This window comes from Paenibacillus sp. NPDC058898, from assembly GCF_049316025.1.
Taxonomy (GTDB): Bacteria; Bacillota; Bacilli; order Paenibacillales; family Paenibacillaceae; genus Paenibacillus_AQ.
Genome location: NZ_JBMOSM010000009.1, coordinates 114,244 through 138,800, shown reverse-complemented (window position 1 = coordinate 138,800; position 24,557 = coordinate 114,244). Strand labels below are relative to the sequence as shown.

General features: G+C 49.9%; 21 protein-coding genes. 18 read left to right on the top strand and 3 right to left on the bottom strand.

Translation table 11 applies throughout. The annotated features are described in order from the left end of the window. Window positions 1-6: 6 nt before the first annotated feature. From ACOZB4_RS22965 to ACOZB4_RS22945, 5 genes are all read left to right on the top strand, one after another. Window positions 7-888 carry a carbohydrate ABC transporter permease gene (locus ACOZB4_RS22965; protein WP_076325362.1) on the top strand — a complete coding sequence of 294 codons (882 nt, stop codon included), beginning with the start codon at window positions 7-9 and terminating at the stop codon, window positions 886-888. Further along, window positions 889-1,728, top strand: a complete 840-nt coding sequence (locus tag ACOZB4_RS22960) for a carbohydrate ABC transporter permease (RefSeq protein WP_379406659.1) — start codon at window positions 889-891, stop codon at window positions 1,726-1,728. A gap of 68 nt (window positions 1,729-1,796) precedes the next feature. After that, window positions 1,797-3,083 carry an ABC transporter substrate-binding protein gene (locus tag ACOZB4_RS22955; protein WP_076325364.1) on the top strand — a complete coding sequence of 429 codons (1,287 nt, stop codon included), beginning with the start codon at window positions 1,797-1,799 and terminating at the stop codon, window positions 3,081-3,083. A gap of 152 nt (window positions 3,084-3,235) precedes the next feature. Beyond that, window positions 3,236-5,278 (top strand): beta-galactosidase, encoded by a 2,043-nt coding sequence (locus tag ACOZB4_RS22950; RefSeq protein ID WP_379406660.1) that lies wholly within the window; start codon window positions 3,236-3,238, stop codon window positions 5,276-5,278. Between the two features lie 50 nt (window positions 5,279-5,328). Next, a complete protein-coding gene (locus ACOZB4_RS22945) occupies window positions 5,329-5,709 on the top strand; it encodes a glycoside hydrolase family 36 N-terminal domain-containing protein (RefSeq protein WP_379406661.1) in 381 nt (126 codons plus the stop codon). A gap of 83 nt (window positions 5,710-5,792) precedes the next feature. On the opposite strand, the gene ACOZB4_RS22940 is transcribed toward ACOZB4_RS22945, so the two are convergent. Continuing rightward, window positions 5,793-6,134, bottom strand: coding sequence for a hypothetical protein (locus ACOZB4_RS22940; protein WP_379406662.1), 342 nt, complete (start codon window positions 6,132-6,134; stop codon window positions 5,793-5,795). Between the two features lie 190 nt (window positions 6,135-6,324). Here ACOZB4_RS22940 and ACOZB4_RS22935 point away from each other — a divergent pair, with 190 nt between their 5' ends. Continuing rightward, the gene (locus ACOZB4_RS22935; RefSeq protein ID WP_379406663.1) at window positions 6,325-7,230 is read left to right on the top strand and encodes a hypothetical protein; all 906 of its coding nucleotides are present in this window, start codon (window positions 6,325-6,327) and stop codon (window positions 7,228-7,230) included. After that, window positions 7,227-7,787 carry a hypothetical protein gene (locus tag ACOZB4_RS22930; protein ID WP_098748995.1) on the top strand — a complete coding sequence of 187 codons (561 nt, stop codon included), beginning with the start codon at window positions 7,227-7,229 and terminating at the stop codon, window positions 7,785-7,787. The genes ACOZB4_RS22935 and ACOZB4_RS22930 overlap by 4 nt, the downstream gene beginning before the upstream one ends. Before the next feature lie 46 nt (window positions 7,788-7,833). Here the strand turns inward: ACOZB4_RS22930 and ACOZB4_RS22925 are convergent, their stop codons facing one another. Beyond that, window positions 7,834-8,013, bottom strand: coding sequence for a hypothetical protein (locus ACOZB4_RS22925; RefSeq protein WP_076325467.1), 180 nt, complete (start codon window positions 8,011-8,013; stop codon window positions 7,834-7,836). Window positions 8,014-8,135: 122 nt separating this feature from the next. Here ACOZB4_RS22925 and ACOZB4_RS22920 point away from each other — a divergent pair, with 122 nt between their 5' ends. The 7 genes from ACOZB4_RS22920 to ACOZB4_RS22890 all read left to right on the top strand — a co-directional run bounded on the left by ACOZB4_RS22920 (window position 8,136) and on the right by ACOZB4_RS22890 (window position 15,715). After that, window positions 8,136-8,930: a sulfite exporter TauE/SafE family protein gene (locus ACOZB4_RS22920; protein WP_083659800.1), complete on the top strand. Its 795-nt coding sequence runs from the start codon at window positions 8,136-8,138 to the stop codon at window positions 8,928-8,930. A gap of 49 nt (window positions 8,931-8,979) precedes the next feature. Next, entirely contained in the window at window positions 8,980-9,885 is a 906-nt protein-coding gene (locus ACOZB4_RS22915) for an aldo/keto reductase (protein WP_379406664.1), read from the top strand. Between the two features lie 308 nt (window positions 9,886-10,193). Continuing rightward, window positions 10,194-11,063 (top strand): ABC transporter ATP-binding protein, encoded by an 870-nt coding sequence (locus ACOZB4_RS22910; RefSeq protein WP_076325372.1) that lies wholly within the window; start codon window positions 10,194-10,196, stop codon window positions 11,061-11,063. After that, window positions 11,056-13,257 carry an ABC transporter permease gene (locus tag ACOZB4_RS22905; protein ID WP_379406665.1) on the top strand — a complete coding sequence of 734 codons (2,202 nt, stop codon included), beginning with the start codon at window positions 11,056-11,058 and terminating at the stop codon, window positions 13,255-13,257. The genes ACOZB4_RS22910 and ACOZB4_RS22905 overlap by 8 nt, the downstream gene beginning before the upstream one ends. Window positions 13,258-13,346: 89 nt before the next feature. Beyond that, window positions 13,347-14,036: an RNA polymerase sigma factor gene (locus ACOZB4_RS22900; RefSeq protein ID WP_076325374.1), complete on the top strand. Its 690-nt coding sequence runs from the start codon at window positions 13,347-13,349 to the stop codon at window positions 14,034-14,036. Then, window positions 14,017-14,859, top strand: coding sequence for a hypothetical protein (locus tag ACOZB4_RS22895; RefSeq protein WP_379406666.1), 843 nt, complete (start codon window positions 14,017-14,019; stop codon window positions 14,857-14,859). Before ACOZB4_RS22900 ends, ACOZB4_RS22895 begins: the two co-directional genes overlap by 20 nt. Beyond that, on the top strand, window positions 14,852-15,715 hold the full coding sequence (locus ACOZB4_RS22890; protein WP_379406667.1) for an ATP-binding cassette domain-containing protein: 864 nt from the start codon (window positions 14,852-14,854) through the stop codon (window positions 15,713-15,715). The genes ACOZB4_RS22895 and ACOZB4_RS22890 overlap by 8 nt, the downstream gene beginning before the upstream one ends. A 78-nt stretch (window positions 15,716-15,793) precedes the next feature. Here ACOZB4_RS22890 and ACOZB4_RS22885 read toward each other — a convergent pair whose 3' ends face one another. Continuing rightward, a complete protein-coding gene (locus tag ACOZB4_RS22885) occupies window positions 15,794-16,051 on the bottom strand; it encodes a DUF3949 domain-containing protein (protein WP_379406668.1) in 258 nt (85 codons plus the stop codon). 229 nt (window positions 16,052-16,280) lie between these two features. Here ACOZB4_RS22885 and ACOZB4_RS22880 point away from each other — a divergent pair, with 229 nt between their 5' ends. The 4 genes from ACOZB4_RS22880 (at window position 16,281) to ACOZB4_RS22865 (ending at window position 24,548) form a co-directional block, all read left to right on the top strand. Next, window positions 16,281-17,108: an SDR family NAD(P)-dependent oxidoreductase gene (locus ACOZB4_RS22880; RefSeq protein ID WP_379406669.1), complete on the top strand. Its 828-nt coding sequence runs from the start codon at window positions 16,281-16,283 to the stop codon at window positions 17,106-17,108. Window positions 17,109-17,254: 146 nt separating this feature from the next. After that, window positions 17,255-18,547, top strand: coding sequence for a homocysteine synthase (locus ACOZB4_RS22875; RefSeq protein ID WP_379406670.1), 1,293 nt, complete (start codon window positions 17,255-17,257; stop codon window positions 18,545-18,547). Between the two features lie 462 nt (window positions 18,548-19,009). Next, window positions 19,010-20,032, top strand: a complete 1,023-nt coding sequence (locus ACOZB4_RS22870; protein WP_422759656.1) for a hypothetical protein — start codon at window positions 19,010-19,012, stop codon at window positions 20,030-20,032. A gap of 34 nt (window positions 20,033-20,066) precedes the next feature. Next, window positions 20,067-24,548, top strand: coding sequence for an amino acid adenylation domain-containing protein (locus tag ACOZB4_RS22865; RefSeq protein WP_379406672.1), 4,482 nt, complete (start codon window positions 20,067-20,069; stop codon window positions 24,546-24,548). Window positions 24,549-24,557: the final 9 nt, after the last annotated feature.

Below are 24,557 nucleotides of genomic sequence, written 5' to 3'. Positions count from 1 at the left end.
ATTTACATGAACAGCAAGAGAACGGCTGCCTTGACGCAGCAGTTGGTTTATATCGGACCCGCGCTGCTGTTTTTCGGTATGACGATCATTATCCCATTTGTAATGGGGATGTATTACTCGTTTACCAACTGGAATGGTGTATCGGGGAATGTCGAATGGGTCGGGCTGGACAATTTCAAACAGATTTTTACAAATGACAGCGCATTCGCACAGTCCTTCTGGTTTACCACCAAGTTTACGATCGTTGGCGTGGTTCTAACGAACCTGGTCGGTTTTTTCCTAGCCTACTTCTTAACGAAAAATATTAGGGCGCGCAACTGGCTGCGGACGATCTTCTTCATGCCAAACGTGATCGGCGGATTGCTGCTCGGCTTCATCTGGCAGTTTATCTTCATAAAGGGCTTTGCCACCGTTGGCGAGGCAACGGGGATTCCGTTCTTTAATCTTCCATGGCTGGGAGACGAAGTAACTGGCTTCTGGGGCATCGTCATGGTCTTTGTATGGCAATCGTCAGGCTATCTGATGGTCATCTACATCGCGTCCATTACGAATGTGTCCAAGGAAGTCATGGAAGCTGCCGAGATTGATGGAGCGAACCGGTTTCAAGTGCTCAAGAGCATCATCGTTCCGCTCATCATGCCGGCGGTCACCGTATGTTTATTCTTGGCGATATCCTGGTCCTTCAAAATGTTCGACCTGAACCTGTCGCTCACGAAGGGCGGACCATACCGCTCCACGGAGTCGCTGGCTATGAACGTGTACAATGAGGCATTCCTGAACAACCGGTATGGACTCGGAACAGCCAAGTCCCTGATCTTCTTTCTGGTTGTTGCCGTCATCACGCTCATTCAAGTTCGATTAACGAAGCAGAAGGAGGTTGAAGCTTAAATGAGATCGAAGAAACCTCCTATGTCGGCTTCCACGATTGTACTTCAGATTGTGATGGTCATTATTGCGCTGATTTTCCTGGCCCCCTTTTACTTCCTGCTGGTGAACTCGGTCAAATCGCTGGGCGATATTATGGTCGATGCGGCCAACTGGCCAACCGCCTTTCACTTTGACAACTACAGCAAGGCTTGGGAAATGACCCGCTTCCCGGAAGCGTTCGTGAATTCCGTCATCATTACGGTCATCAGCAACCTGATCATCGCCCTGTTGAGTGCGATGGCGGCTTACCGAATGGTTCGGTCCAATACGAGATTCAATCAAATCGTGTTCATGCTGTTCGTATCGGCCATGGTCATTCCGTTCCAATCCATAATGATTCCCTTGCTGCAGGTCATTAACTTCCTGGGTGTTAACAACAGTATCGTGGGTTTGATTCTCAGTTATCTGGGACTCGGCATCCCGTTGTCGGTCTTCCTATTCCACGGTTTCGTGAAAGGTATTCCGCTTGAAATCGAGGAGGCCGCCACGGTCGACGGAGCTTCTCCGTTCAGAGTATTTGGCCGTATCGTTTTGCCTATGCTGAAACCTATGATGGTGACGGTCATTATCCTGAACTGTCTGTGGGTCTGGAACGACTACCTGCTGCCATCCTTGATCCTGCAAAGTCCGGAACTGCGGACCATTCCGCTTGCGACCTTTGCCTTCTTCGGGCAGTATTCGAAGCAGTGGGATCTGGCGCTGCCAGCGCTCGTGCTGGGCATCACGCCGATTATCATCTTCTTCCTGTCATTACAGAAGTACATTGTTGAAGGCGTCGCTGCCGGCTCCGTTAAGGGGTAATGGCAGCCTGGCTTCTCCCAAATCGGTTTCCCATCTTTATATATAAACAATACTAGGGGGTAGTAAAGATGAACAAAATGAAATTATCTCTCGTGATGCTGCTGGCTTTTTCGCTGCTGCTTGCGGCTTGCGGCGGCAAGTCGGAGGAAGGTCAGGGCGGAAGCTCGGATGGAGCTTCCGGCGAAGTTAAGACGGTTAAGATTTTCCAATTCAAAACCGAGATCGTGGACGGCCTGAATGAACTCAAGGTTGAATTCGAGAAGGAATATCCGAACATCAAGCTTGATATTCAAACAGTAGGCGGCGGCGCTGACTACGGTGCAGCACTGAAAACGAAATTCGCATCCAACGATGCGCCTGATATTTTCTCCAATGGCGGCGACGCGGAGATGGAGATGTGGATTGACCGCCTGGAGGATCTGTCCGATCAGCCTTGGGTGAACGATCTGGTGGACATGGCAAAAGAGCCGATGACCAAAGACGGTAAAGTATACGGCATGCCGATGAACCTTGAAGGCTGGGGTTACATCTACAATAAAGATTTGTTTGAGCAAGCAGGCATTACCGAGCTTCCTAAAACCTATGCCCAACTGGAAGATGCTGCGAAGAAGCTGGAAGCGGCAGGCATAACTCCTTTTGCGAACGCTTACCAGGAATGGTGGTTGATCGGTAACCAAGGCATTAACCCGGCGTTTGCCCAGCAGGATGACCCGAATGCTTTTATCCAGGGCTTGAACGACGGCACGCAAAAATTTGCGGGCAATGCGAAGTTCGAAGAGTGGGCCAAGCTGATGCAGCTGACATTGGATCACGGGAACAAAAATCCGCTGACCACCGATTACAATACGGCCATTTCCCTGCTGGCTACGGGCAAAACAGCCATGATGCAAAACGGCAACTGGGCCCAAACCGAGATTGATGCCATCAATCCGGACCTGAATCTTGGCTACCTGCCGATGCCGCTTGGCGACAATGCGGAGCTAAATGACAAGCTGAACGTAGGGGTACCTGCGAACCTGGTCATCAACAAGGATTCCGCATCGAAGGAAGAAGCGAAGATCTTCCTTAACTGGTTTGTCACATCCGATATCGGTAAAGAGTACATCGTCAAAAAATTCAAATTCATCCCGGCCTTGAAGACAATCGAAGCAACACCTGAGGACATGGGCGATCTGGGTTCAGCCGTGTGGGAGTACGTGCAAGCTGGCAAAGTACTGCCAAGACAATCCGCGAAGTTCCCTGACGGTGTAGCCCAGGAATTCTCCGGCGCGATGCAGGCCTTCTTCGCAGGCAAATCCGATGCGAACAAGATGCTTGAGGATATGCAGACATCCTGGGATAGTCTGAAAAAGTAAGGAGCAATGCTCTAATCCAAGTTAGCTAATCGTCCATAAGAGGTATGATCCCTGTCCAACATGACATGGGATGGTGCCTCTTTTCTTTAAGATTCAAAGTAAGTCGATAGATACGGTTTTCTTAGCTAAAGAACGATGAAGGAGGCATTTCAATGATTAATCAACATTTCCCTAAGATATGGTATGGCGGGGACTATAATCCCGAGCAATGGGATAAGGCAACAATGGAAGAGGACCTGCGGATGTTTGAACTGGCTGGTGTTGACGTGGCGACCCTCAATGTATTCTCCTGGGCCAGAACGCAGCGTGATGAGAACAGCTATGATTTCACGTGGCTTGATGAAATGATGGATCGGCTGGCCGAGGAGCAGGTTCATGTCTGCTTGGCAACCAGCACGGGGGCGCATCCGGCTTGGATGGCCAAGAAATACCCGGACATCCTGCGCGTTGACTACGATGGACGCAAACGCAAATTCGGCGGTCGTCATAATTCATGTCCGAACAGTCCGACGTATCGCAAATATTCGATGCTGATGGCGCGTAAGCTGGCTGAGCGTTACAAGGATCATCCGGCACTGGTCATCTGGCACGTCTCGAATGAGTACGGCGGGTATTGTTATTGCGACAACTGCGAGCAGCAGTTCCGCGTCTGGCTGAAAGAGCGTTACGGGACGCTCGATAAGTTGAATGCCGCATGGAATACCGGCTTCTGGGGTCATACCTTTTACGAGTGGGACGAGATTGTGGTACCGAACGCGCTCAGTGAAGAATTCGGCGGAAACCGGACCTTCTTCCAAGGGATATCACTGGACTATCGCCGTTTCCAATCTGACAGCCTGCTGGCATGTTATCGGTTGGAGAAGGAAGAACTGAAGAAGGTTACGCCGCACATTCCGGTCACCACCAATCTGATGGGATTTTATCCGGAGCTGGATTACTTCGAGTGGGCGAAGCACATGGATGTGGTATCCTGGGACAACTATCCTGCGATTGATACGCCGGTAAGCTTTACGGCGATGGCGCATAATCTGATGCGCGGACTGAAAAGTGGACAGCCGTTCATGCTGATGGAGCAGACGCCGAGCGTTCAAAACTGGTCGCCATACAATTCCGCCAAACGGCCCGGCGTGATGAGATTGTGGAGTTATCAGGCTGTAGCCCATGGGGCAGATACAATCATGTTCTTCCAGCTCCGCCGTTCCGTGGGGGCATGCGAGAAGTTCCACGGCGCATTGATTGAGCATGTGGGACATGAGCATACCCGGGTCTTCCGGGAATGCGCGGAGCTGGGGCACGAGCTGCAGCAGCTCGGAGATAAGCTGCTAGACTCCCGATCGGACGCCAAATTAGCGATTATGTATGATTGGGAAAATCGTTGGGCGCTGGAGCTGTCAAGCGGACCTTCCAAAGCCCTGAACTACGTGAATGAGGTTCATAAGTATTATGATGCACTGTATCAGCTGAATATCCAGACCGATATCATCAGCTTCGAGGAGGACCTGAGCAAGTACGATGTGGTGATTGCCCCCGTGATGTATATGGTGAAGCCGGGCGTTGCCCAGCGCGTCGAGCAGTTTGTATCCCGGGGCGGAACCTTTGTAACGACCTTCTTCAGCGGCATCGTCAATGAGCATGATCTGGTGACCCTGGGAGGTCATCCCGGCGAACTGCGCAAGGTGACTGGCATCTGGGCCGAGGAGATCGATGCCCTGCTTCCCGGGCAGCAAAATCAGATCCATATGAAGCAGGATTGGGGATCACTGCGTGGAAGTTATCCATGTGGAATTTTGTGTGACGTCATCCATGCGGAGACGGCAGAGATTCTGGCTGAGTACGGATCCGACTTCTATAAAGGCACTCCTGTTCTAACGAAGAATGCGTTTGGCGAAGGGCAGGCCTATTATGTGGCGAGCAGTCCGGATTCGCAGTTCCTGCAGGCATTTCTTGCTAATCTGTGCGAAGAACAGGGTGTGAAGCCGCTGCTGAATACACCTGCCGGGGTAGAGGTGGTGGAACGGGTGAAGGATGGGAACTCCTACTTGTTCATCATGAACCACAATGCCGAAGAGATGACGTTTGATGCAGGTTCTGCCAATCAATTCGATCTCCTGGGCAGCCGGCAGATTTCAGGCCATGTCACGATTCCGGGAAGGGACGTCATGATTCTGGAACGGACGACCGCCGTAGGGTCTTAAAACGGACCATGGAGATTTAACTCGGACCTTGGGTTAGGGGGCAAAAAGCAGTGAGTATACATTTTCATGAAGATCTGGGGATATTCCATCTCCAGAGCGAGCGGTCAAGTTATGTGATTGAGCTTGTGCGGGGCGTCTATCCGGCACATGCCTATTGGGGGCGGCTGATTCGCGATCACCGCATCGGCGGATTGCTGGAACGGAGGGGAAGAGCATCCTTTTCACCGTCGCCGTTTCGCGAGGATGCATCCTTTTCCCTGGACAGTTTGCCACAGGAATACCCGGGCTACGGCAGCGGCGATTTCCGGCAGCCTGCGTACCAGGTACAGCTGGCTAACGGGACCACGGTCACCGAAATGGAAACTGATGAATGCCGGATTGGCCATTCCCGCGATGCATGGGGATTTCCAGAGCTTTATCTGGAGGTTTAAACGAGTGTGAGCTGAATAAAACCAAAAGAACCGCCAGAGATGCAACATCTCTGGCGGTTCTTGCTGTTTCATGCCGGCTGCCCTCAGGTTGCCGTGATGGAATAAGTGCCCCGGTCCGTTGTGAGCACTACCTGACGGTCTTGGATGTCCGCAGAGGTTAACCCGTCCAGTCCGATGATAAAGGCATTGCTTGGCAGCGGGGCTTCATGGCCGGCTGTGATGACCACGCCGGGGCCGTGGAGCAGGAGCGCATGGCGGTCTCCATAGCCGTCGATGGACTGCTCTTGATGCTGCTGGTGTTCAAACCGCTCCAGCTGTATTTCAATCTGGTCCTGATCCTTCTCTTCTTGCTTGGATATGTGCAGGGTGTGATTGCTTTTGGATTCAAGCCAATGGGTGACCTCTTCGATCGATGGATTCATCATGAACACCTTCCTTGATTTTAGGGTGGCTTCAAATAGTCTGTCCATGAAGCCATAACCTTATTTCAAATTCATGGAGTTCCTTAGTCAGAATCATATGAAAAATTAACGCTGATCAAACCCTCTTCATCTATTTACGTGTTAAGATAGTTTAATAATATGGAACAATCGCATGATACATAAGGAGGGCGCTATGAGCAAGAAATGGTATTATGTTCTCGCCATCCTGTTCGTAGCCTGCAGCTGGGTCGGGAATGTCTGGTATTATGAAGCCAACCAACTGGGAAGAACCGTATTCCTTGAGCATCATGTGGAAACAAGGGAAGGGGGAGGCAGTGTATTTGACTTGTATTATGTAGAGGACAAAAGAGCAAACAAGACGCTAAGCTCCATCCGGATCGAAGGTTATCCCGAACAGATCGTAACGCCATACCCTCAATATGCTGAGTATCAGAGACAGTGCCTGGGAAAAATGATGGTGAATTTAAATAAACCCGCCCCGGGGAAAGAAGGGGCAGGAGAGCAGAGGAAGGAGCCGGTTCTCGTTCGAGAGATTACCGCCCTTTACTCTGATGGAACCTCGGAACAAGTGGATATCGGAGAGATTTACGTATGGCCTGGCGTATATGATCAGGAAGATCAAGATCCGATATCAGGGACGTCCGGCGGATCCTCTTCCGATAACTCGGGCTACGAATCTGCCGTCGTGAGTCGGCCGCTTCAGTTAACGGCGTTCTCCTCGAAATTACTCGATATCGCAGAGGATGGAGATCTCCGAATCTTTGTCGACATTTCCAGACAAATACCGGGTACTAGTTACCGGTCTCAACCTTCGGAAGCGCACATCGAGTTAAGAGGTGAACCTATCAATGAGATTCAGCTTCCATTCCAGATGAATAAAGGGGATTCCATTAGAATCAGCCACCAATTTGATATGTCGCTTGAGAAGAGCATGCAGGTATATCAGTTGATATTAAGAACCACCTTTTTGGAGGACGGCCGTCGCTTTTGGTATGGAGATACGATGATTCCTTATCATCCAAGTCCGACGGATCGAGAAATGACGGAATTTGTTCGGGAAAGCAGGAGGAAACCATGAGAAGCGCTTGTTATCGCATCGTGTGGGGGCTGCTGCTTGTACTTGTCGACTTTAAGCTGGAAACGGTGGATCTGTTGCCGGATATGCTGGGATACCTGTTGATTGCTTCGGGATTATGGAGGCTTCAGGCGTTGAACGGATATTTTAAGGCAGGGCATCTATCCGCTTGGCTGCTGCTGATCTGGTCGGTTCTTTCATTATTCTGGTTTCCTGAGGTGAAGACAGGCGGCGTGCCTATGCAATCGGTAGAGGAGCTGCTGATTCAACTGCCTGCCATCTGCTTGCATATGGTATTGATTTTCGGAATCTGTAGAGGCATTCAAGCCAATTCCGCAGGTGCCGAATCCGGACTGGATCATAAGGCTCGCTTTCGGGGGCACTTGTTTATGGCCGCGCAGCTGCTATGGCTTATCGCCTACCCGTTCATTTTAAATCTGGATTCGGGCGATATGATTCCTGTGATTTTTATGTGCTCGCTCGTAGTGATGGTTGCCGAGATCGCGGTTATGCTTCTGGTCAGGCTTGCCGGACGGGAATGGGCAGAGGGAACGGAATAAATCCAAAGATCTCAGTCCGAAATAGCTAACGGAGTTTAAACAAAGTTTAACTGTTATCTTTGCTGGGATGATAAACAATCGTAACTCCCAGCTGGTTATATGTTTCTTCGGTGTAGTGGTGATCCGGGCAATGCTTGATCGTAGCCATGTCTTCCTGTCTGGAGATCAGCTTCTGCTCGCAGTCAGGGCAACGGTCCTGGAAGAGGAATTTCAGCTTATTCAACATGATCACCACATACCTCCTTAATTTCCGATATAAATACTTGGTTTTATTATAAATCAACAATGGGGTACATTCAATAGCAATGTGCGCGATCACGATATTAAATTGAACGGAGATCGATCACCTTGATAGTGCAACTTGTAGTTATGATCTTTATAGGTATCATCGGTTCTTTTTTCTCAGGATTGCTGGGAATTGGCGGGGCGATTATTAACTTTCCTTTGCTGCTCTATGTTCCTTCCTGGTTTGGACTGGAGGCCTTTACCTCCAAGGAGGTGGCGTCCATCAGCATGCTGCAGGTATTTTTCGCCTCATTGTCAGGCATGATCACCAACCGGATGAGTTCGCGCGGCGGTGAGTCGTATTTTCACAAGCCATTGGTCATTCAGATGGGGGTAAGCACCCTGGTTGGCAGTCTGATCGGGAGTCTGTCCTCGATGCTGATGACAAGCGGTATGATTAACGTGATCTACGGTTTTCTGGCGGTTATCGCGGTGTTATTGATGATTGTGCCGACCCGGGCAACCATGGAAAATAGGTCGGTTAACGAGGTGACCTATCATTCAGGGATTGCGATGGGAGCCGCCTTTATCGTCGGCGGCATTGCGGGGATTGTCGGCGCTGGAGGTGCCTTTATCCTGATACCCATCATGCTGACGATTCTTAAGATACCGACACGGATAACCATCGCATCCTCGCTCGCGATCGTTTTTCTGTCTGCGGTCGGGGGTGTCATTGGCAAAATCGCCTCGGGCGACATTCCGATCTGGCCGTCCCTGTTCGCGGTTGCCGGAAGCTTGATGGGTGCTCCCATCGGCGCCATCATCAGTCGCAAGATGAACGTCCGACTGCTGCGGTATGCCTTGGCGATTCTCATTGCAGTTACGGCCGTGAAGATCTGGATCGATATTTTAGGGTAAGTAAAGAAGTAGAACCTTATTCATCATAGGGAAGAGGAGGAGATCAAGCATGAGAATCAATCAGCTAGGATCTTCGGAATTGTATGTAAGCGAAATCGGGCTGGGCTGTATGTCACTGGGTACAGATGAGGGACAAGCCGTAAAGCTTATCCACGAAGCGCTGGACCGGGGCGTGAATTTTCTGGATACGGCGGATCTGTACGACAAAGGCCGTAACGAGGAACTGGTAGGCATAGCGGTTCAAGGTCGGCGCGAGGATGTGATCATCGCCACCAAAGTCGGCAACCGTCGTGTACCGGGTAAGGATGGCTTGGTATGGGATCCTTCCAAGGACTACATCAAATCCGCTGTCAAGGATAGTCTTCGCAGACTCGGTACGGATTATATCGATCTGTATCAGCTTCATGGGGGGACGCTTGATGATCCGATTGACGAGACGATTGAAGCTTTTGAAGAGCTGAAGCGGGAAGGGTGGATTCGATACTACGGCATCTCGTCCATCCGGCCGAACGTTATCCGCGAGTATGTCGCAAAATCCAATATCGTCAGCGTCATGAGTCAGTACAGCATCCTTGACCGGAGACCGGAGGAAGAGGTGCTCGATCTCCTTGCTGAGAACGGAATATCCGCCATTGCACGGGGACCCGTTGCCCGCGGCATATTGTCGGACCGCGGACAAGCCAAAGCCGAGAAGGGCTATCTGGATTACAACAAAAATGAGCTGCTTGATATACTCAAGAGGCTTGAAGAGGTTGGCCCTGGCAAGGATCTGTCCCATTTGGCTATTCGATATGCTGTGGCCCATGCCGCTGTTGCCTGCACCATCCCTGGAGCTAGCTCGCTCGAACAGCTGCTGCATAACTTGGCGGCGGGAAATAAGGAAGAGTTATCGCCGCAGGACATCCAATTGATCCAGGCGATCAGTCGTGCCAACCAATATGAGGCTCATCGGTAAGGATTGATGCAATAAGCATGTAAATGATCCATCCCGTTAATCTTTTGCGGCATGAAATATTTATGTCCTGAAGGTTTACGGATGAACCGCATCTTCGCATGTTATAATAACTGAATAAGAGCCTGACATCAGGTGAATATAGATCATGCCCGCAATCCGCTTACAGGATCACGGGCTTTTTTGTACCTTATAAAATGAATTGATGTCAAAACGTTGGAAATGCCAAACTTTTTAAGACGATGGTTCGTTCCAAGTAACGTAAACCGCGCGGCTTATGCCATAATCGTTAATGGTGAAAGGATTCTAGAATGATTACCATTGAGCATTTATCAAAAACCTATCGCAAGGGTGCATGGGCACTCTTGGATGTTTCTCTACAATTGGATACAGGCATGACCGGTCTGCTGGGCCCCAATGGCGCCGGCAAAACAACGCTGATGCGCATTCTGGCGACCTTATTGTCGCCGACCTCCGGCCAGGTGAGAGTGAACGGGATATCGATTGGACGGCCGGAGGAGATTCGGCAGATGATCGGGTATTTGCCGCAGCATTTTCACATTTACCCGCAGCTGACCGGACGAGATTATCTGGATTATGTGGCGGCCATGAAAGGGATCAAAGAACGGAGTGCCAGACAGAAGGAAATCTCCAGGCTGCTCGAGATGGTTAATCTCCAGGGGAAGGCTGATAAAAAAGTACGTACTTACTCCGGGGGAATGAAGCAGCGGCTGGGTATTGCCCAAGCGTTATTGGGAACACCAGATATCTTGATCGTTGACGAACCGACATCCGGGCTGGATCCTCAGGAGCGTGTCCGGTTCCGCAATGTGTTAACCCGCTTTAGCATCGACCGGACGGTCCTGCTATCCACCCATATTGTCGCCGATATCGAGAGCAACTGCCGTCGTATCGCAGTCATGAACAAGGGGAGACTGTCCATGAACGGCAGTCTGGCTGAACTGCAGGCATGCGGGAAGGGACAAGTATGGGAAGCGGTGATGAGTCCGGATGAATTTGCCTTGATTGATCCCATGTCCGTCGTATCTACCCGAACCGTTCCGGAAGGCGTCCTGTGCCGGTTTATCGGCCAAACGGCCCCGGTTGCAGGGGCGTTTCCCGCGGATCCGACGCTGGAGGATGGATATCTGAGCCTGCTGCGGAGGGATCGTCATGCATAAGTGGTGGAGGCATAGTCTCCTTGAGCTTAGGCTTTTGTTCGGTAATCCCTTGTTTGCCTCTCTTCCGATCATCTATGCGATTCTGTTCATCATTATGATGCTGCAGGCGGCAAGCGGCAATGGACCGAACCATAATCTGTACACGGCGGCCTATTCATTCCACATGCTGGGTCATACGATGACCCTGGGTCCGGCTATGCTAATTGGCATCTTGTCTATTCGACGGGATGTTCGCCGTAGGTCCTTTGAATGGAATCACAGCTTGCCTGTGTCTTTCTTTACCTTGTTGTCGTCGAAATATGTGGTCAGTTTGTTGTACTTTTCCCTGTTCACGTTGTCGACGTCGGTTATATTCTATATCCTGTCGGTTAGCCAGGGGATAGCCGGTGATATTGCGATGATGCATACCATGCAATTTGCGGTGCAGTACGAGGTTTCCTATATGGTGACACTCGCGCTCGCCATGCTCCTTGGGGCAAGCATTCCGAACCGGATTGTTTATTTGATCGGTTTCTGTGCATGGATGTTTGGAACATTTTTCATGGAAATTTATATCATCACCGAATTAAGATGGATGCCGGCTCAAGTGTTTCACCTCAACCAATTCTTCCTTCAATCCAATCGCTTTGAATATGAGAATTGGGGGTACGGTCTGTTTAGGGAAGATTTAATGAGTTCCCGGTGGTTCGTGCTTGCCTTTACTTTCCTGCTGCTAACTGTGTGTTTGTTCTTGTTAAACCGTAAGCGGCCTACGATGCTGCGGAAAGCGGGATGGCTCGCCGTGCTGGGGGCTGCCGTATTGACGGTAGCCGCAGCCGTACCCTACGGCACACTATGGGCGGATCGATATGCCCAATTTGATGCGAAGCTGGGAGACCCCACGGTTTCTTATGTCGATGACCCTGACAATATATCCTTCTTTCATGTTTCTTCTTATGATATCAAGCTGAAACGACTGTCAAACGATGAGCTTCGCGTGACGGCGAAGCTAACGATACCCGCCTCCGAGTTATCAGGCATGGGGCAGCTTCCCTTAACCCTGAACCGGATGTTCGAGCTTGAGCGTGTCCAACTCCAGGGCATTGACGCTCCCTATCGCAGACAGGGAGAGCGGATATCGGTAAGGATGGTTGGCGATGCCAAGGGAGGGGACATTCAAGCCGAGCTGGAATATAGAGGCAAGGTCATGGACTTTATGGCTGGGTACTCCCGTGAGGAATTTTCGGTTTACAGTGTGGGGCCCGAAGTTAAGCTGGATGGATATATCGCTTGGTATCCGCTTCCCGGTCATCAGCAGGTATATTTAAAGAGTGATAACGGAGACCGTCTTCCGGAATACGTTTATTTAGGCTGGGAATTTGGCCGGATGCGTTATTCTTTCGGCGAGATGAAGCTGGAGGTCGAAGGTTATCCGGGACCCTTGTATACGGGGATGCAGGAGCTGGAACGAAGGCCCGGCTACCAGCGGTTCGAGGGTAGGGAGATCGAGCAGAATATCTCCCTGTACGGAGGTCAGTTTTGGAAGGAAATCCACCAGATTGATCTCCCGATCACAATCGTGACAACGCCATATCTGGAGAAAACATCCGTATCGATGCTGCAGGATATGAAAAAGAAGTATGACTATTTTTCCAAGTGGGTACCCGAGTTCAAAAGCAACGTCGACAAGATTTTATATTTGGGTCACGGTTTTAATAATCCCCGGGTGCACCATCGTCTGATTCTGTCCTCGAACCAGTACACATATAACTTCATGAATCTGCCTGGCGAATGGATGAACTCCGTTCTGTTCGGCAACCAGGAGGGGTTCAATTATTATTTTGAGCATCCAGAACGGGATGTGCGCGGCAAGATCAGCAGTCTTTTCTGGTATGTGTATTACGTGGAGGAGAAAGGGCTTAGTGATAAACAACTGAGATCCGCATACGGAAACCTTCGGTCGGTACAGCAACTGTTGTTCAAGAATGGGGACGGGGATGATCCTCAAAATAAATTAGGCATGGGTATGGCTAAGCAAGTCAGAAGGGCGTTGGAAGAAGGCAGAGGGAATCAGGTCAAAGAGCTGCTGGTTCATTTTTACCAACAAGGGCTGATGCTTCCCGATACCGAACGAAATTCGTACTTAAGCCCGGAGAGCCCGATTACGTATAAAGAGTGGCAGCAAAAATGGGATGCCATGATGAATGTCAAATAATGACGACTATGCACCTGCACACGGTCGGTTATAATTGAGAAATAGATATAGTGGGAAGATTAGAATGCACATAGAAAGGGGGGGAAGGCATGATTTCCGATCAGCAGCTGTCCGAACGCATGGCTGCCGGCGACCAGGAAGCGTTTGAAATGTTGGTGACGAGGTACCATGGTCCGCTGCTCAGTTATACGACCCAGAGGCTGGCCGATAGGCAAAAAGCCCAGGATATCGTTCAGGAAACGTTTATCCGGCTCATTCGGCATCTGAAGCAGCACGGCACGCTGGAACATGTTCGCTCCTGGCTTTACCGCGTGGCTCTGAATATGTGCAAGGATTATTGGAAAAGCGCATCTTATAGGTCTGAAGGTCTTGCGGGTGAGGAGATGCCGGATGCATACGACCCTGCACCCGGCGCGGAGGAACTTGTGGAAAGACAGGAAACCTCACTGGAGATTGCAGCATCGCTGGAGAGCCTGCCTGATATACAACAGGAAGTCATATCTCTTCGATTCTTTCATGATCTGAAGCTGCAGGAAATCGCCGACCTGGTCGACCTCCCCCTAAGTACGGTGAAAACGCATTTATATAACGGCTTGAGAAAGCTGAAGAAAACATTATCGATGGAGCATTCTGATTTGGTTCCCGTCCGTTCGTCCCGAAGGACACGGGAGAAAAGCCCTCAGGAACAGGTTCGGAACCGCTCCAAGTCGGAAGAATCGGATTCGCAGAGCAAAGTAAAAGAAAGTGAGGTGTACCTCCATGGATCATCCATTCGATAATGAATTGAGAAGACTTGAAGACGAGCTTCGTGGCCCGCTCAGACGCGCTGCTCTTCCATCGCCGTCACCGGATGAGACGGCGCAGCTCATTGCGTCTCTTCAGGGAGAGTTCAATCAGCTCAGGATTGAGCCCGAGTCCCCCAAGCTGGATTTTAATCCGCAGGTCGACCCGCCCTCATTAAAACAGATTCTTCGGAGTCAGATCCGATTGAACCAAAGATCCATTCTGCTCACAGCAGGCGCGGTATTCTGCATGTTGGTTCTACTGATCGATCCGGAGTATCCACTGGATCAGTTTGCCGGATTGCCCGGCGGCATTTTCCCGTTGATCACCCCTTTGCTGCTGATTGTATCGATGCTGTTCAGCAGCCGAACCTGGGATAAAGGAATGCGGGCTGTGGAGACCCTAACCCCATATCCACCGGCGCTTGTGTTGTATACCCGTCTGCTGCTTGTGACCGGCATCGTCATCGGAATGGCCTTGCTGAGTACCCTCGCGCTCGGGCTGCGATCCATCCAGGCGGAAAGCTCTCGCTTTTTATTCTTACCCTTTATTCTGGAGTGGATGGGAATTCTGCTGGTGACGGGAGGGGCTGCGATGTATATGCTGTTTCGCAAAGGCATGGTTGTCTCACTGATCTCGGCCGTCCTGGTCTACGGAATGTGGATCGTAATTCAGGGACAAATCGTGGATCACGGCGTTTCGATGAGCGGTAAAATGATGACGGACGTGGCCCTGCTTGTTATCGGAGTGATTCTGCTCGTCTCTTCCTACGGACGCAGCTTGAAGCTGAACGGAGCTTGGAGAATGGCGAATGATTAGGCTTGAAGGACTGGAACGCCAAGCGGGTACGTACCGGCTTGAAATCGACAAAGCGGAGATTCACTCCGGCCTGAACCTTATCGTCGGGGCGAACGGGGCTGGGAAAACCACCCTGATTGAGCTGTTGACCACGCTCCAGGCACCCGATGCAGGCGAAATTCTGTACAGCGGGCGCAGGGCAGGAGATCATTTGCCGTTGATCCGCAGTCAAATCGGATATGTCCCGGCGGATATCGAGCTGTATGGGGATATGAAGGTCGGCAAGCTACTGACCTATATGGCAGAATTAAAGGGCATCTATAACCCTGAGGCCATTGACAAGCTGATGACGGACTTTCGATTGGAGCCCTTCCGCAAGAGCAAGGTCAAGAATTTGTCACAAGGGGTGCAGCGGCGCATTGCCGTCGTGCAGGCGCTGCTGGCTTCACCTTCTTTTCTATTCCTCGATGAGCCTTTAAACGGCATGGACGCTGAGGAACGCAAATTCCTTATCACGTATTTGACTAAATACGCCAGGGGCCGAATGGTGATCGTGGCCGCCCATGAGCTGAACGAGTGGGAAGAGGCGGTAGATACCGTGATATGGATACACCGCGGTCGCATCCGGTATATCGGTTCACCGACCCAGTGGAAACTGAATGTGGCCTCCAGCTCCAGCGTCTGGGAAGGCGAAATCGATCTGGAAGCCTTCGAGCGGATACCGCAGGAGCTGCTGATTCATTTTCAAATGACGGAACATCACATGAGAGTAAGGCTGATGGGGAAAAAGCAGCCGGGTCCCGAATTTGTGGAGAAGGCTCCTACGCTGGAGGATACCTTTTTCCTGCATATGAACGCTTTAGCCAGACGCGGCTGAGTATAGCTCGGATCATGAAAAATCATCGCCTTATTTTGGGCGATGATTTTTGCGTTTTCATCGCTTGGAAGCAGCAGTCTACTTGGCCTTTTTCCCGTTCTTATGCCTCCAATTATAGATCCACGAGGCAACCATGGTGGAAGGCCAAAACCACCATTGCGTGCTGTAATGGAGTTGTTCTTCTTGAAACGACATCTTGTTGTAATACGTTTCATGATCGACCCCTCGCTTCCGGGGATCATTCTTTAACGCTGCAATATAGCGGTACTGCACGGGAATCATAAACAGGAATCCGGCGACTAGAATACTTCCAACAATCCACCACTCAGAATTCATGAGTACACCCTCCTAAAGATTATCGTTTATGGAAAATCATATTAATATTCAATACGTATTTAACCTCAGTAAGGATTCAACTTATTTATAATAACGGTGCTCACTTTATTTATCGAAAGCCAATCATCCCTTTCGGAACAGGGTAAGGAAGGGTAGGCACGGTATGCGTATAGGTTGAACAGCGGCGTAATCGTGGCCTACATGCAGGATTTCGAAGGGAGCGAGAGGAATGGGTAGCATAGGGATTCAAGGGATAGAGAAAGTAGCGTTGGTGACAGGCGCTGGAGCTGGAATTGGACGGGGGATTGCCAAGGTTTTGGCTGAAAAAGGATATCGGCTGGCGATGACCTACCATTCGAGTAAAGATGGGATAGTGGACATAGCAGAGGATATTCGTCATATCTATGGCAAGACGCCTCTTATTATTCAAAGCGATTTGACCGTTCGCAGTGAAGCGGAGAATACGATACGAAAGACGATAGAGGAATTTGGCCGGATCGATCTGTTGGTGAACAATGCGGGGATCGGCCTATATGACGAGCTCACGGAGCTTGAAGAGGACGCGCTGGACATGACGGTTCATCTCGATTTTCGAGCACCGATGCTGCTTAGCAAATATGCTGTCCGGGAGATGATCGCCCAGGGAATTCCGGGAAATATCATCTTCATCACGTCCTCCCGAGGAGAGAGAGCCTATCCCAAGGATAGCATTTACGGCAGCATGAAGGCAGCGCTTATACGTGCCGCACAATCGCTAGCGCTCGAGTGGGCTCCGCATGGCATCCGCGTAAACTGCGTGGCACCGGGAGCGACTGTTCACAAGCCGGACCAATCGGCAGAGGACGAGCCGCTCGGCAGAAAAATCCCGCTGGGAAGGTTGGGCACGCCGTCGGACATCGGGGAAGCGATTGCTTGGCTCTGCTCAGATGCGGCATCCTACATTACCGGGATCAATCTCCGTATAGACGGCGGTTTAATCTTGCCGGGCATGCCGGAGGATACGTCCCCGGAAGCCGGATATGGATGGGGCAGGGTGTATGCAGCGGATGAGGAATAAGATGGTTTCCAGCTGCATGCAGAATAAATAATATTCCGATGTAATTAGTTGGTTATAACTCTTTTCAAATGCGGGAAAGTATGAGAGAATGGGAGAAATTATGAAGCCATAATACTTTCCATATGAAGAAAAGGGAGGAAACACCCATGTCAGAAGAACGCCAATTTTCCATTGAAACCTTAGCGGTTCACGCCGGTCAGGAGCTTGATCCGACCACATTATCCCGCGCCGTCCCTCTATATCAGACGACTTCCTACGGGTTTAAAGACAGTGAGCACGCAGCGAATCTGTTTGCGCTTAAAGAATTCGGCAACATTTACACGCGTATCATGAACCCAACCACGGATGTGTTTGAGAAGCGGATTGCAGCGCTTGAAGGCGGTGCCGGTGCACTGGCGACATCTTCCGGGCAGGCAGCCATCACCTTCTCCATTCTCAACATTGCGGGCGCAGGTGATGAAATTGTTTCTTCCTCGAGCTTGTATGGCGGTACTTATAATTTATTTTCCAATACGCTTGCGAAGCTGGGCATCAAGGTGCATTTCGTGGATTCCACGGACCCGGAAAATTTCCGAAAAGCGATCAATGACAAGACAAAGGCCGTGTTTGCCGAAACGATCGGCAATCCGCAGGGCAATGTGCTGGATGTGGAAGCTGTTGCGGCCATCGCGCATGAGAACGGCATTCCGCTTATCGTAGACAACACCTTTCCAAGCCCGTATTTGCTGCGACCGATAGAATATGGAGCAGATATCGTCGTTCATTCTGCGACCAAATTCATCGGCGGTCATGGGACCTCCATCGGCGGGGTTATTGTTGATAGCGGTAAATTCGATTGGACGGCAAACAATAAGTTCCCTGGATTGACGGAGCCGGATCCAAGCTATCATGGCGTTGTGTATACGGAGGCAGTAGGCCCGATTGCTTATATTATCAAAGCGCGCGTACAGCTGCTGCGGGATATTGGCGCATCGCTGTCTCCGTTTAATTCCTGGCTGCTGCTGCAAGGGCTGGAAACGCTGCATCTTCGCGTTGAGCGCCATAGCGAGAATGCGCTGAAGGTTGCCAAGTATTTGGAGAGTCACGAGGCTGTGGAATGGGTGAGCTATGCAGGGCTGCCGAGTCACCTTTCGCATGAGCTGGCGAAGAAGTACCTGCCGAAGGGCCAAGGCGCTATCCTGACCTTCGGAATCAAAGGCGGGGCAGCGGCAGGTCAGAAGGTGATCGAGAATGTGAAGCTGTTCTCCCACTTGGCTAACGTTGGGGATTCCAAGTCGCTTATCATTCATCCGGCCAGCACGACGCATCAGCAGATGACGGAAGACGAGCAGCTTACGGCGGGCGTAAATCCGGAATTGCTGCGTCTGTCGATCGGGACCGAGTCTATCGATGATATCCTATACGATCTGAAACAAGCTATTGCGGCAAGTCAGAAGTAAAGCTGTTATATATAGTTTTAATGACTGAGATATAGGGCACTTTCCTTTTCGGAGGAAGGTGCCTTTTGTTGTTTTACTCTGAGCGACTTGCCAGATGGGGTTAATCTCTCCTTACAGCTTGTAATAATCTGTTTCAGCCTAGAAGCAAGGCTCCTGTTTCTACTCTATTTGTTAGGGTACGTGGGAAGAAGGATGGATGGACGTTTTCAGAATATCTTCATTAAGTAGGACTATTTTCATAGTTCAGAAACAGGTCGGGTCCTGTCGAATCCTGTAGCTGATCGGCTGTTTTCGAGTTGAATAACTTGGCGACAAAAAAGTATAAATGAAAAATCTTAATAGATATTGACAATAAAATACATCTATGGGAGTATGAATTACATATATTAGTTATTATATTATTTTTAGGTAAACTCATATAATGCTTCATTATTTTACAAAAAATTAACAAACGAGAAAGAAGTGAGTATTGATTTGGGTAGCAAGGAACTGGAATTGAGTATCCCGCCTCTTGTCGGATATCAGTATCTGGCATATCCCCTATGTACGGTACTTACACGAAATGAAGCGCTGCCTTGGTTTTACAGCAATTTCATCCACCTCTATTGTCATCAGGATCTTGACGGAGAGGCCGCTTCACGCTCAGTGCCTATGACCTTTTACGGAGAAGATTTTATTCGCTGTCCCTGGCTGATTACACAAAAGCTGGAGCGCGAATGCGTGCTCGATTCACCGCCTGGAATCATCGAATTTCTGATAAACAGTATCCGTTCAAACTATACGATCTCTCTTCATGTGGATGAGTTCTATATCCCTCGTAGACGAGTCTATCAACATACTCATTATGCTCACGATATTCTGGTTTACGGTTACGATGATGCGAGAAGGACGTTTCTTGTTCTCGGCTACGATGAAGAAATGCAGTTTCAGAAGACCGTGGTGCCGTACCATGAAATGGAGCAAGGGTTCCAAAACCTCGAATGGACGGACAACTATGAAGAACAAATCTACCTTTACAAGTTCAATAAATCGGGAAGCTACTGGCTAGATGCAGCGTTTATCAAAGAATCCCTGGAAGAATATTTGGCGGGCAGCAATATTTCCTTGCGCAACCGGGGAACGGCGAATCCACTGGAGGCGGCATTCGGTGTCGATGTTTATGCTGCACTAATTCACAATATGCCCGTACTTGTTCGTAAACGTGATATCCGGCCCATCCACATTCTGTGGGAACACAAGAAAATGATGGGGCTGCGGATCCAGTATTTATGTAATCAGGGACTTCTTTCACCGGATTTTACAGAATGCTTCCGGCCAATAGAAGAGCAGGCATATGCTTTGCGTCATTTGTTGATGAAATACGCCTTAACCGGAGACGAATGCATGTTGAAGCAAGGATTGAGCGAGATGACTCACATCATGGAAAGTGAAAAACGAATACTGGGAACCGTTTTGAATGCACTGGACCCTCGGGTGGTTTCCTAGTATCCGTAACTTATTCCGATTGGAGGTTATTTCTATGAAGACATGCCAACTCTATCCACTGACACATCCGCAAAAACGAATTTGGTATGTAGAAAATATATACTCGGGTACGAGCATACATAACATCGGAGGACTCATTAAAATTTACGGCCCCGTCGATTTTTCCTTGCTGGAGGAAGCCATTAATCATTTCATTCGGCTCAATGATGCCGTCCGTATGCGGTTAGTCGAACAGGACGGTTCGGTGCAGCAGACGGTGATGGAATACCGCAGGAAAACGTTCCCGTTTATCGATTTTATTGCCCAAGAATCGGATGTGGATGCCTGGGTGAGTGCCGAGTTTTCCAAACCGCTCCCACTGGATGGAGAACAATTGTATGATTTTGTACTTGTTAGAATTAGCGACACAGAAAGCGCGTATCTTACGAAATTCCACCATATTATTTCGGACGGCTGGTCTTTTCAATTGATGACGACGCACATCAATCAGATTTATACGAAATTGATGCAGGGGGAGGAAGTTCCTCAGGAACCCCGACCTACCTACCTGGATTACATTGAACAAGAGCAAAAGTATTTATCATCCCCTCGTTTTATGAAAAATCAAAGCTATTGGAATCATAAATTTGATCACATCCATGACATTGATTTGCATACTACATCAATCGGCATCGCAGGCAACCGCAAAAAGTTCTTAGTAAGCCAGTCTGCTTCCGATGCCATCCGCGACTTTGCACAAACCCATCGTATTTCGTTGAATACCTTTTTTGTAGCAACGATGCTCCTTTATCTCCACAAAGCGAATCAACAAAACCGTCTCCTGATAGGCACTCCTGTATTGAATCGTACGGGGGCCAAAGAAAAAAATACATTTGGTATGTTTACCAGCACGATGCCCTTTCTCATTGACATCAAGCATGAGATGTCCTTCTCATCGTTCATACATAACGTCAACCAAGAACTCATTCAATGCTATTTCCATCAGAAATATCCTTACAACTTGCTCGTACAGGATCTTCAGCTTCAGCAGCGGGGATTGGACCAATTATTTCAAGTGTGCGTGAACTATTATAATACGGCATTCGACCGGAACTTCGGTCCTGGTTGGAAAATGCAGCAAATTGAAGTGAATAACGGCAACCAGCTGTATTCCTTGCAGCTCATCGTAACCGAATGGTCTTCGAATGAAGAACTGGAGCTGTACTTCGATTATAAAGAAGGCGACTACACGGAGAAGCAAATCGATGAACTACATAGCCGTCTTCTATATTTAACCGATCAAGTCCTGAGCCGTCCCGATGCCGCACTTCATGATTTGCAGCTGCTTCTGCCGGAAGAGCGTACGAAGCTTCTATATACGTACAACACAACAGATTGCGAATATCCCTCGCATCAAACGATCTTGCAGCTGTTCGAAGAACAAGTCGAGCGGAATTCTGAACGCATTGCTGTTTCATGCATGGGACAATCGCTTACTTACGGCGAACTGAATGAACGCGCCAATCGGCTCGCACGAACACTGCTGGAGAGAGGGATAAGCCCTCACACCCCGGCAGCTATCATGGGCCGCCACTCTCTGTCCATCGTTGTTGGGATCTGGGCGGTAATCAAGGCTGGAATGGCATATCTGCCGATTGATCCCGAATATCCCAAAGAACGGATCGAGTATATTCTGAGGGATAGCGGAGCTTCCCTGCTGCTGACCCATGGCAAGGAATGGGAGCAGCTTTCTTACAACGGTGAGGTTCTTGCACTCAATGATGAACGTCTGTACAACAAGGACGGGCATAATTTGCCTGCTATGATTACGCCAGATGATTTGGTTTATATCATCTATACCTCAGGATCAACAGGCAATCCCAAAGGTGCGATGATCGAACACAGGGGGCTGGTGAACTACATCTGGTGGGCTGGCAAGACGTATATCCGCTCGCAAAATGATGTATTTGCGCTGTACTCTTCCATTGCTTTCGATCTGACCGTGACCTCTATCTTTACGCCGTTAATTAGCGGCAGCCGTATCGAAATCTACGAAGATGACGGGAGCGACTTTATAGTTAAACGTATTGTGGAAGACAACAAGGCCACAGTTATCAAGCTGACGCCGGCTCATCTGGCACTCATCAGAGACATGGATTTCAGCCAATATATGGTTCGGACATTCATTGTGGGCGGTGAAGATTTGAAATGCTCGCTGGCTCGTGACATCCATGAACACAGTCGGGGCGGGATTGAAATCCTCAATGAGTACGGACCGACCGAGACCGTAGTCGGCTGCATGATTTACCGGTATGATCCGGCGAGCGACGAAGGGGTATCCGTTCCGATCGGACAGCCCATTGACAATGTGCAGATTTATTTGCTGGATCGGCAGCTGGAGCCGGTCCCAGACGGATCGATCGGCGAAATATATATATCCGGGGCCGGAGTGGCCCGGGGTTACTTGCACAGGGAGGAGCTGACTCAAGACCGGTTTCTGCCCAACCCATTCCTTACGGGCAATAGGATGTATCGGACGGGCGACTTGGCCGTACGCCACGATAGTGGCAGCATCGTATATTTAGGCCGGATCGATCATCAGGTCAAAATTAAAGGGTACCGCATTGAAATGGGAGAAATCGAGCATCAGCTGCTTGAAATGAACGGCATTGAAGAAGCCGTCGTCATTGACCGCATCGGAGAAGACGGACAGCAGCAGCTTGCCGCTTATTACGTCGCAACGGGACATCTTACGGCTCTGGAGCTGAGGATGAAGCTAGCAGAGATACTGCCCTCGTATATGATACCGGCTTACTTTGTCCGTCTTGATCAATTGCCGCTTACTCCGAACGGTAAAGTGGACCGGCGCCTTCTGCCGGCTCCGGAACAGTACCTCGAAACAAGTGAGACCGGAAGGAACAGTCAAGTTGAAGCGCTGTTAATGAATATATTCAAGGATGTACTCCGCAGGGATGAAATAACGGTTCAGGATAATTTTTACCGGCTCGGCGGTGACTCTATCAAGGCAATACAAATTGTATCTAAAATCAAGGCGGCCGGTTATCAGCTAAAGGTGCAGCAAATTATGAGTTATCCCGTTATCCGAGAACTGGCTGCATTTATTGAGCTAAACACGGCTGCTCCGATCGAGCAGGGGCTGAGTTACGGGGAAGTTAAGCCACTGCCGATTACATCATGGTTTTTTTCAAAACAATGGAACAATCCTCATTACTACGCGCAGTCTGTATTGCTTCGCCTAACTCCGGCAATAACAACAGATCAGCTTCACGATGCGTTATTTGCATTAATCGGCCACCATGACACCTTGAGGCTGCAGGCTGTTGAAACTCAAGGGCGCATGGTGTACCGGACGGTAGGACGCGGGGACGTGGAGCTTGCCCGCTTCGACCTGACCAGCATTCCGAAGGAAGAGCGGGCTGCGGCTCTGAAGAAACAAGCCGAATCTTTCAAAGCAAGTGTACGGCTCGGACAGGGCCTTCTATTCAAAGCTCTTACATTTGATGAAGGAGATCAGGGACAGCGTCTTTTGCTGACAGCACATCATTTGATTGTAGATGGAGTCTCCTGGCGAATTATGCTGGAAGACTTGGACCGGCTGCTGCAAGCGGTTTTGACCGGCTCGGTTTGGCCCCTGCCGAATAAGACGCATTCCATTCAAACTTGGTCAGATGCTATTGATGCTTACGGCTCCGAGAAGGCGCTGGAACACCTTGACTACTGGTATTCGGTCTTAGAGAACGTAGAAGACAGCCTGGATGCTGATTACCCTTCGAATGACGACCGGATTGCCGTATGCGGCACGCTGGTCCGGGAGCTCTCAGAGCAGGAGACGAGCAGGCTGCTGGGGGAGGCGAATACCGCTTTCCGAACTCAAACGAGCGATTTGCTGATCGCCTCGCTGGCCATGGCCGTGAGCGAAATTACCGGCAAGAAGAAAATCACGATCGAATTAGAGGGACATGGACGCGAAGAGCTGTTCGAGAACATGGATGTATCCAGAACCATCGGGTGGTTCACTTCGCTGTATCCCGTTAATCTCCAGATGACTGAAACCAGAACAGCGGGAATCATCAAGAGCATAAAGGGCCAGCTTCGCTCCATTCCAAACAAAGGAATCGACTATGGTATCTTGGCATACGGTTCCGGCAGCATTCCGAAGACGGGATGCAACCTGCTCCGTTTCAATTATATGGGCGAAATCGATAATCATTTACACAGCCCCGTGCTCGCCATTGCCGGGGACGATACCGGAAGAGATACATGCCCGAGCAACAGGTTGTCCTGTTTGGTCGATGTGGTAGCCATGATTACGGATAAGAGGCTCCAGGTCCGCATGACATACAGCAAGGCTATGTTCAGCCGGGATACAATGGACGCGTTTATCCAAGTTTTTATGCAGCGGCTGGCTGAAGTTATTCAGTTAGGCTCAGACAGGGGACAGACTGATTTTACGCCCTCTGATTTTGAGACTGTCAAGCTCGCACAAGAAGAACTTGACGTACTCTTCAATTCATAAAGGGGCGGA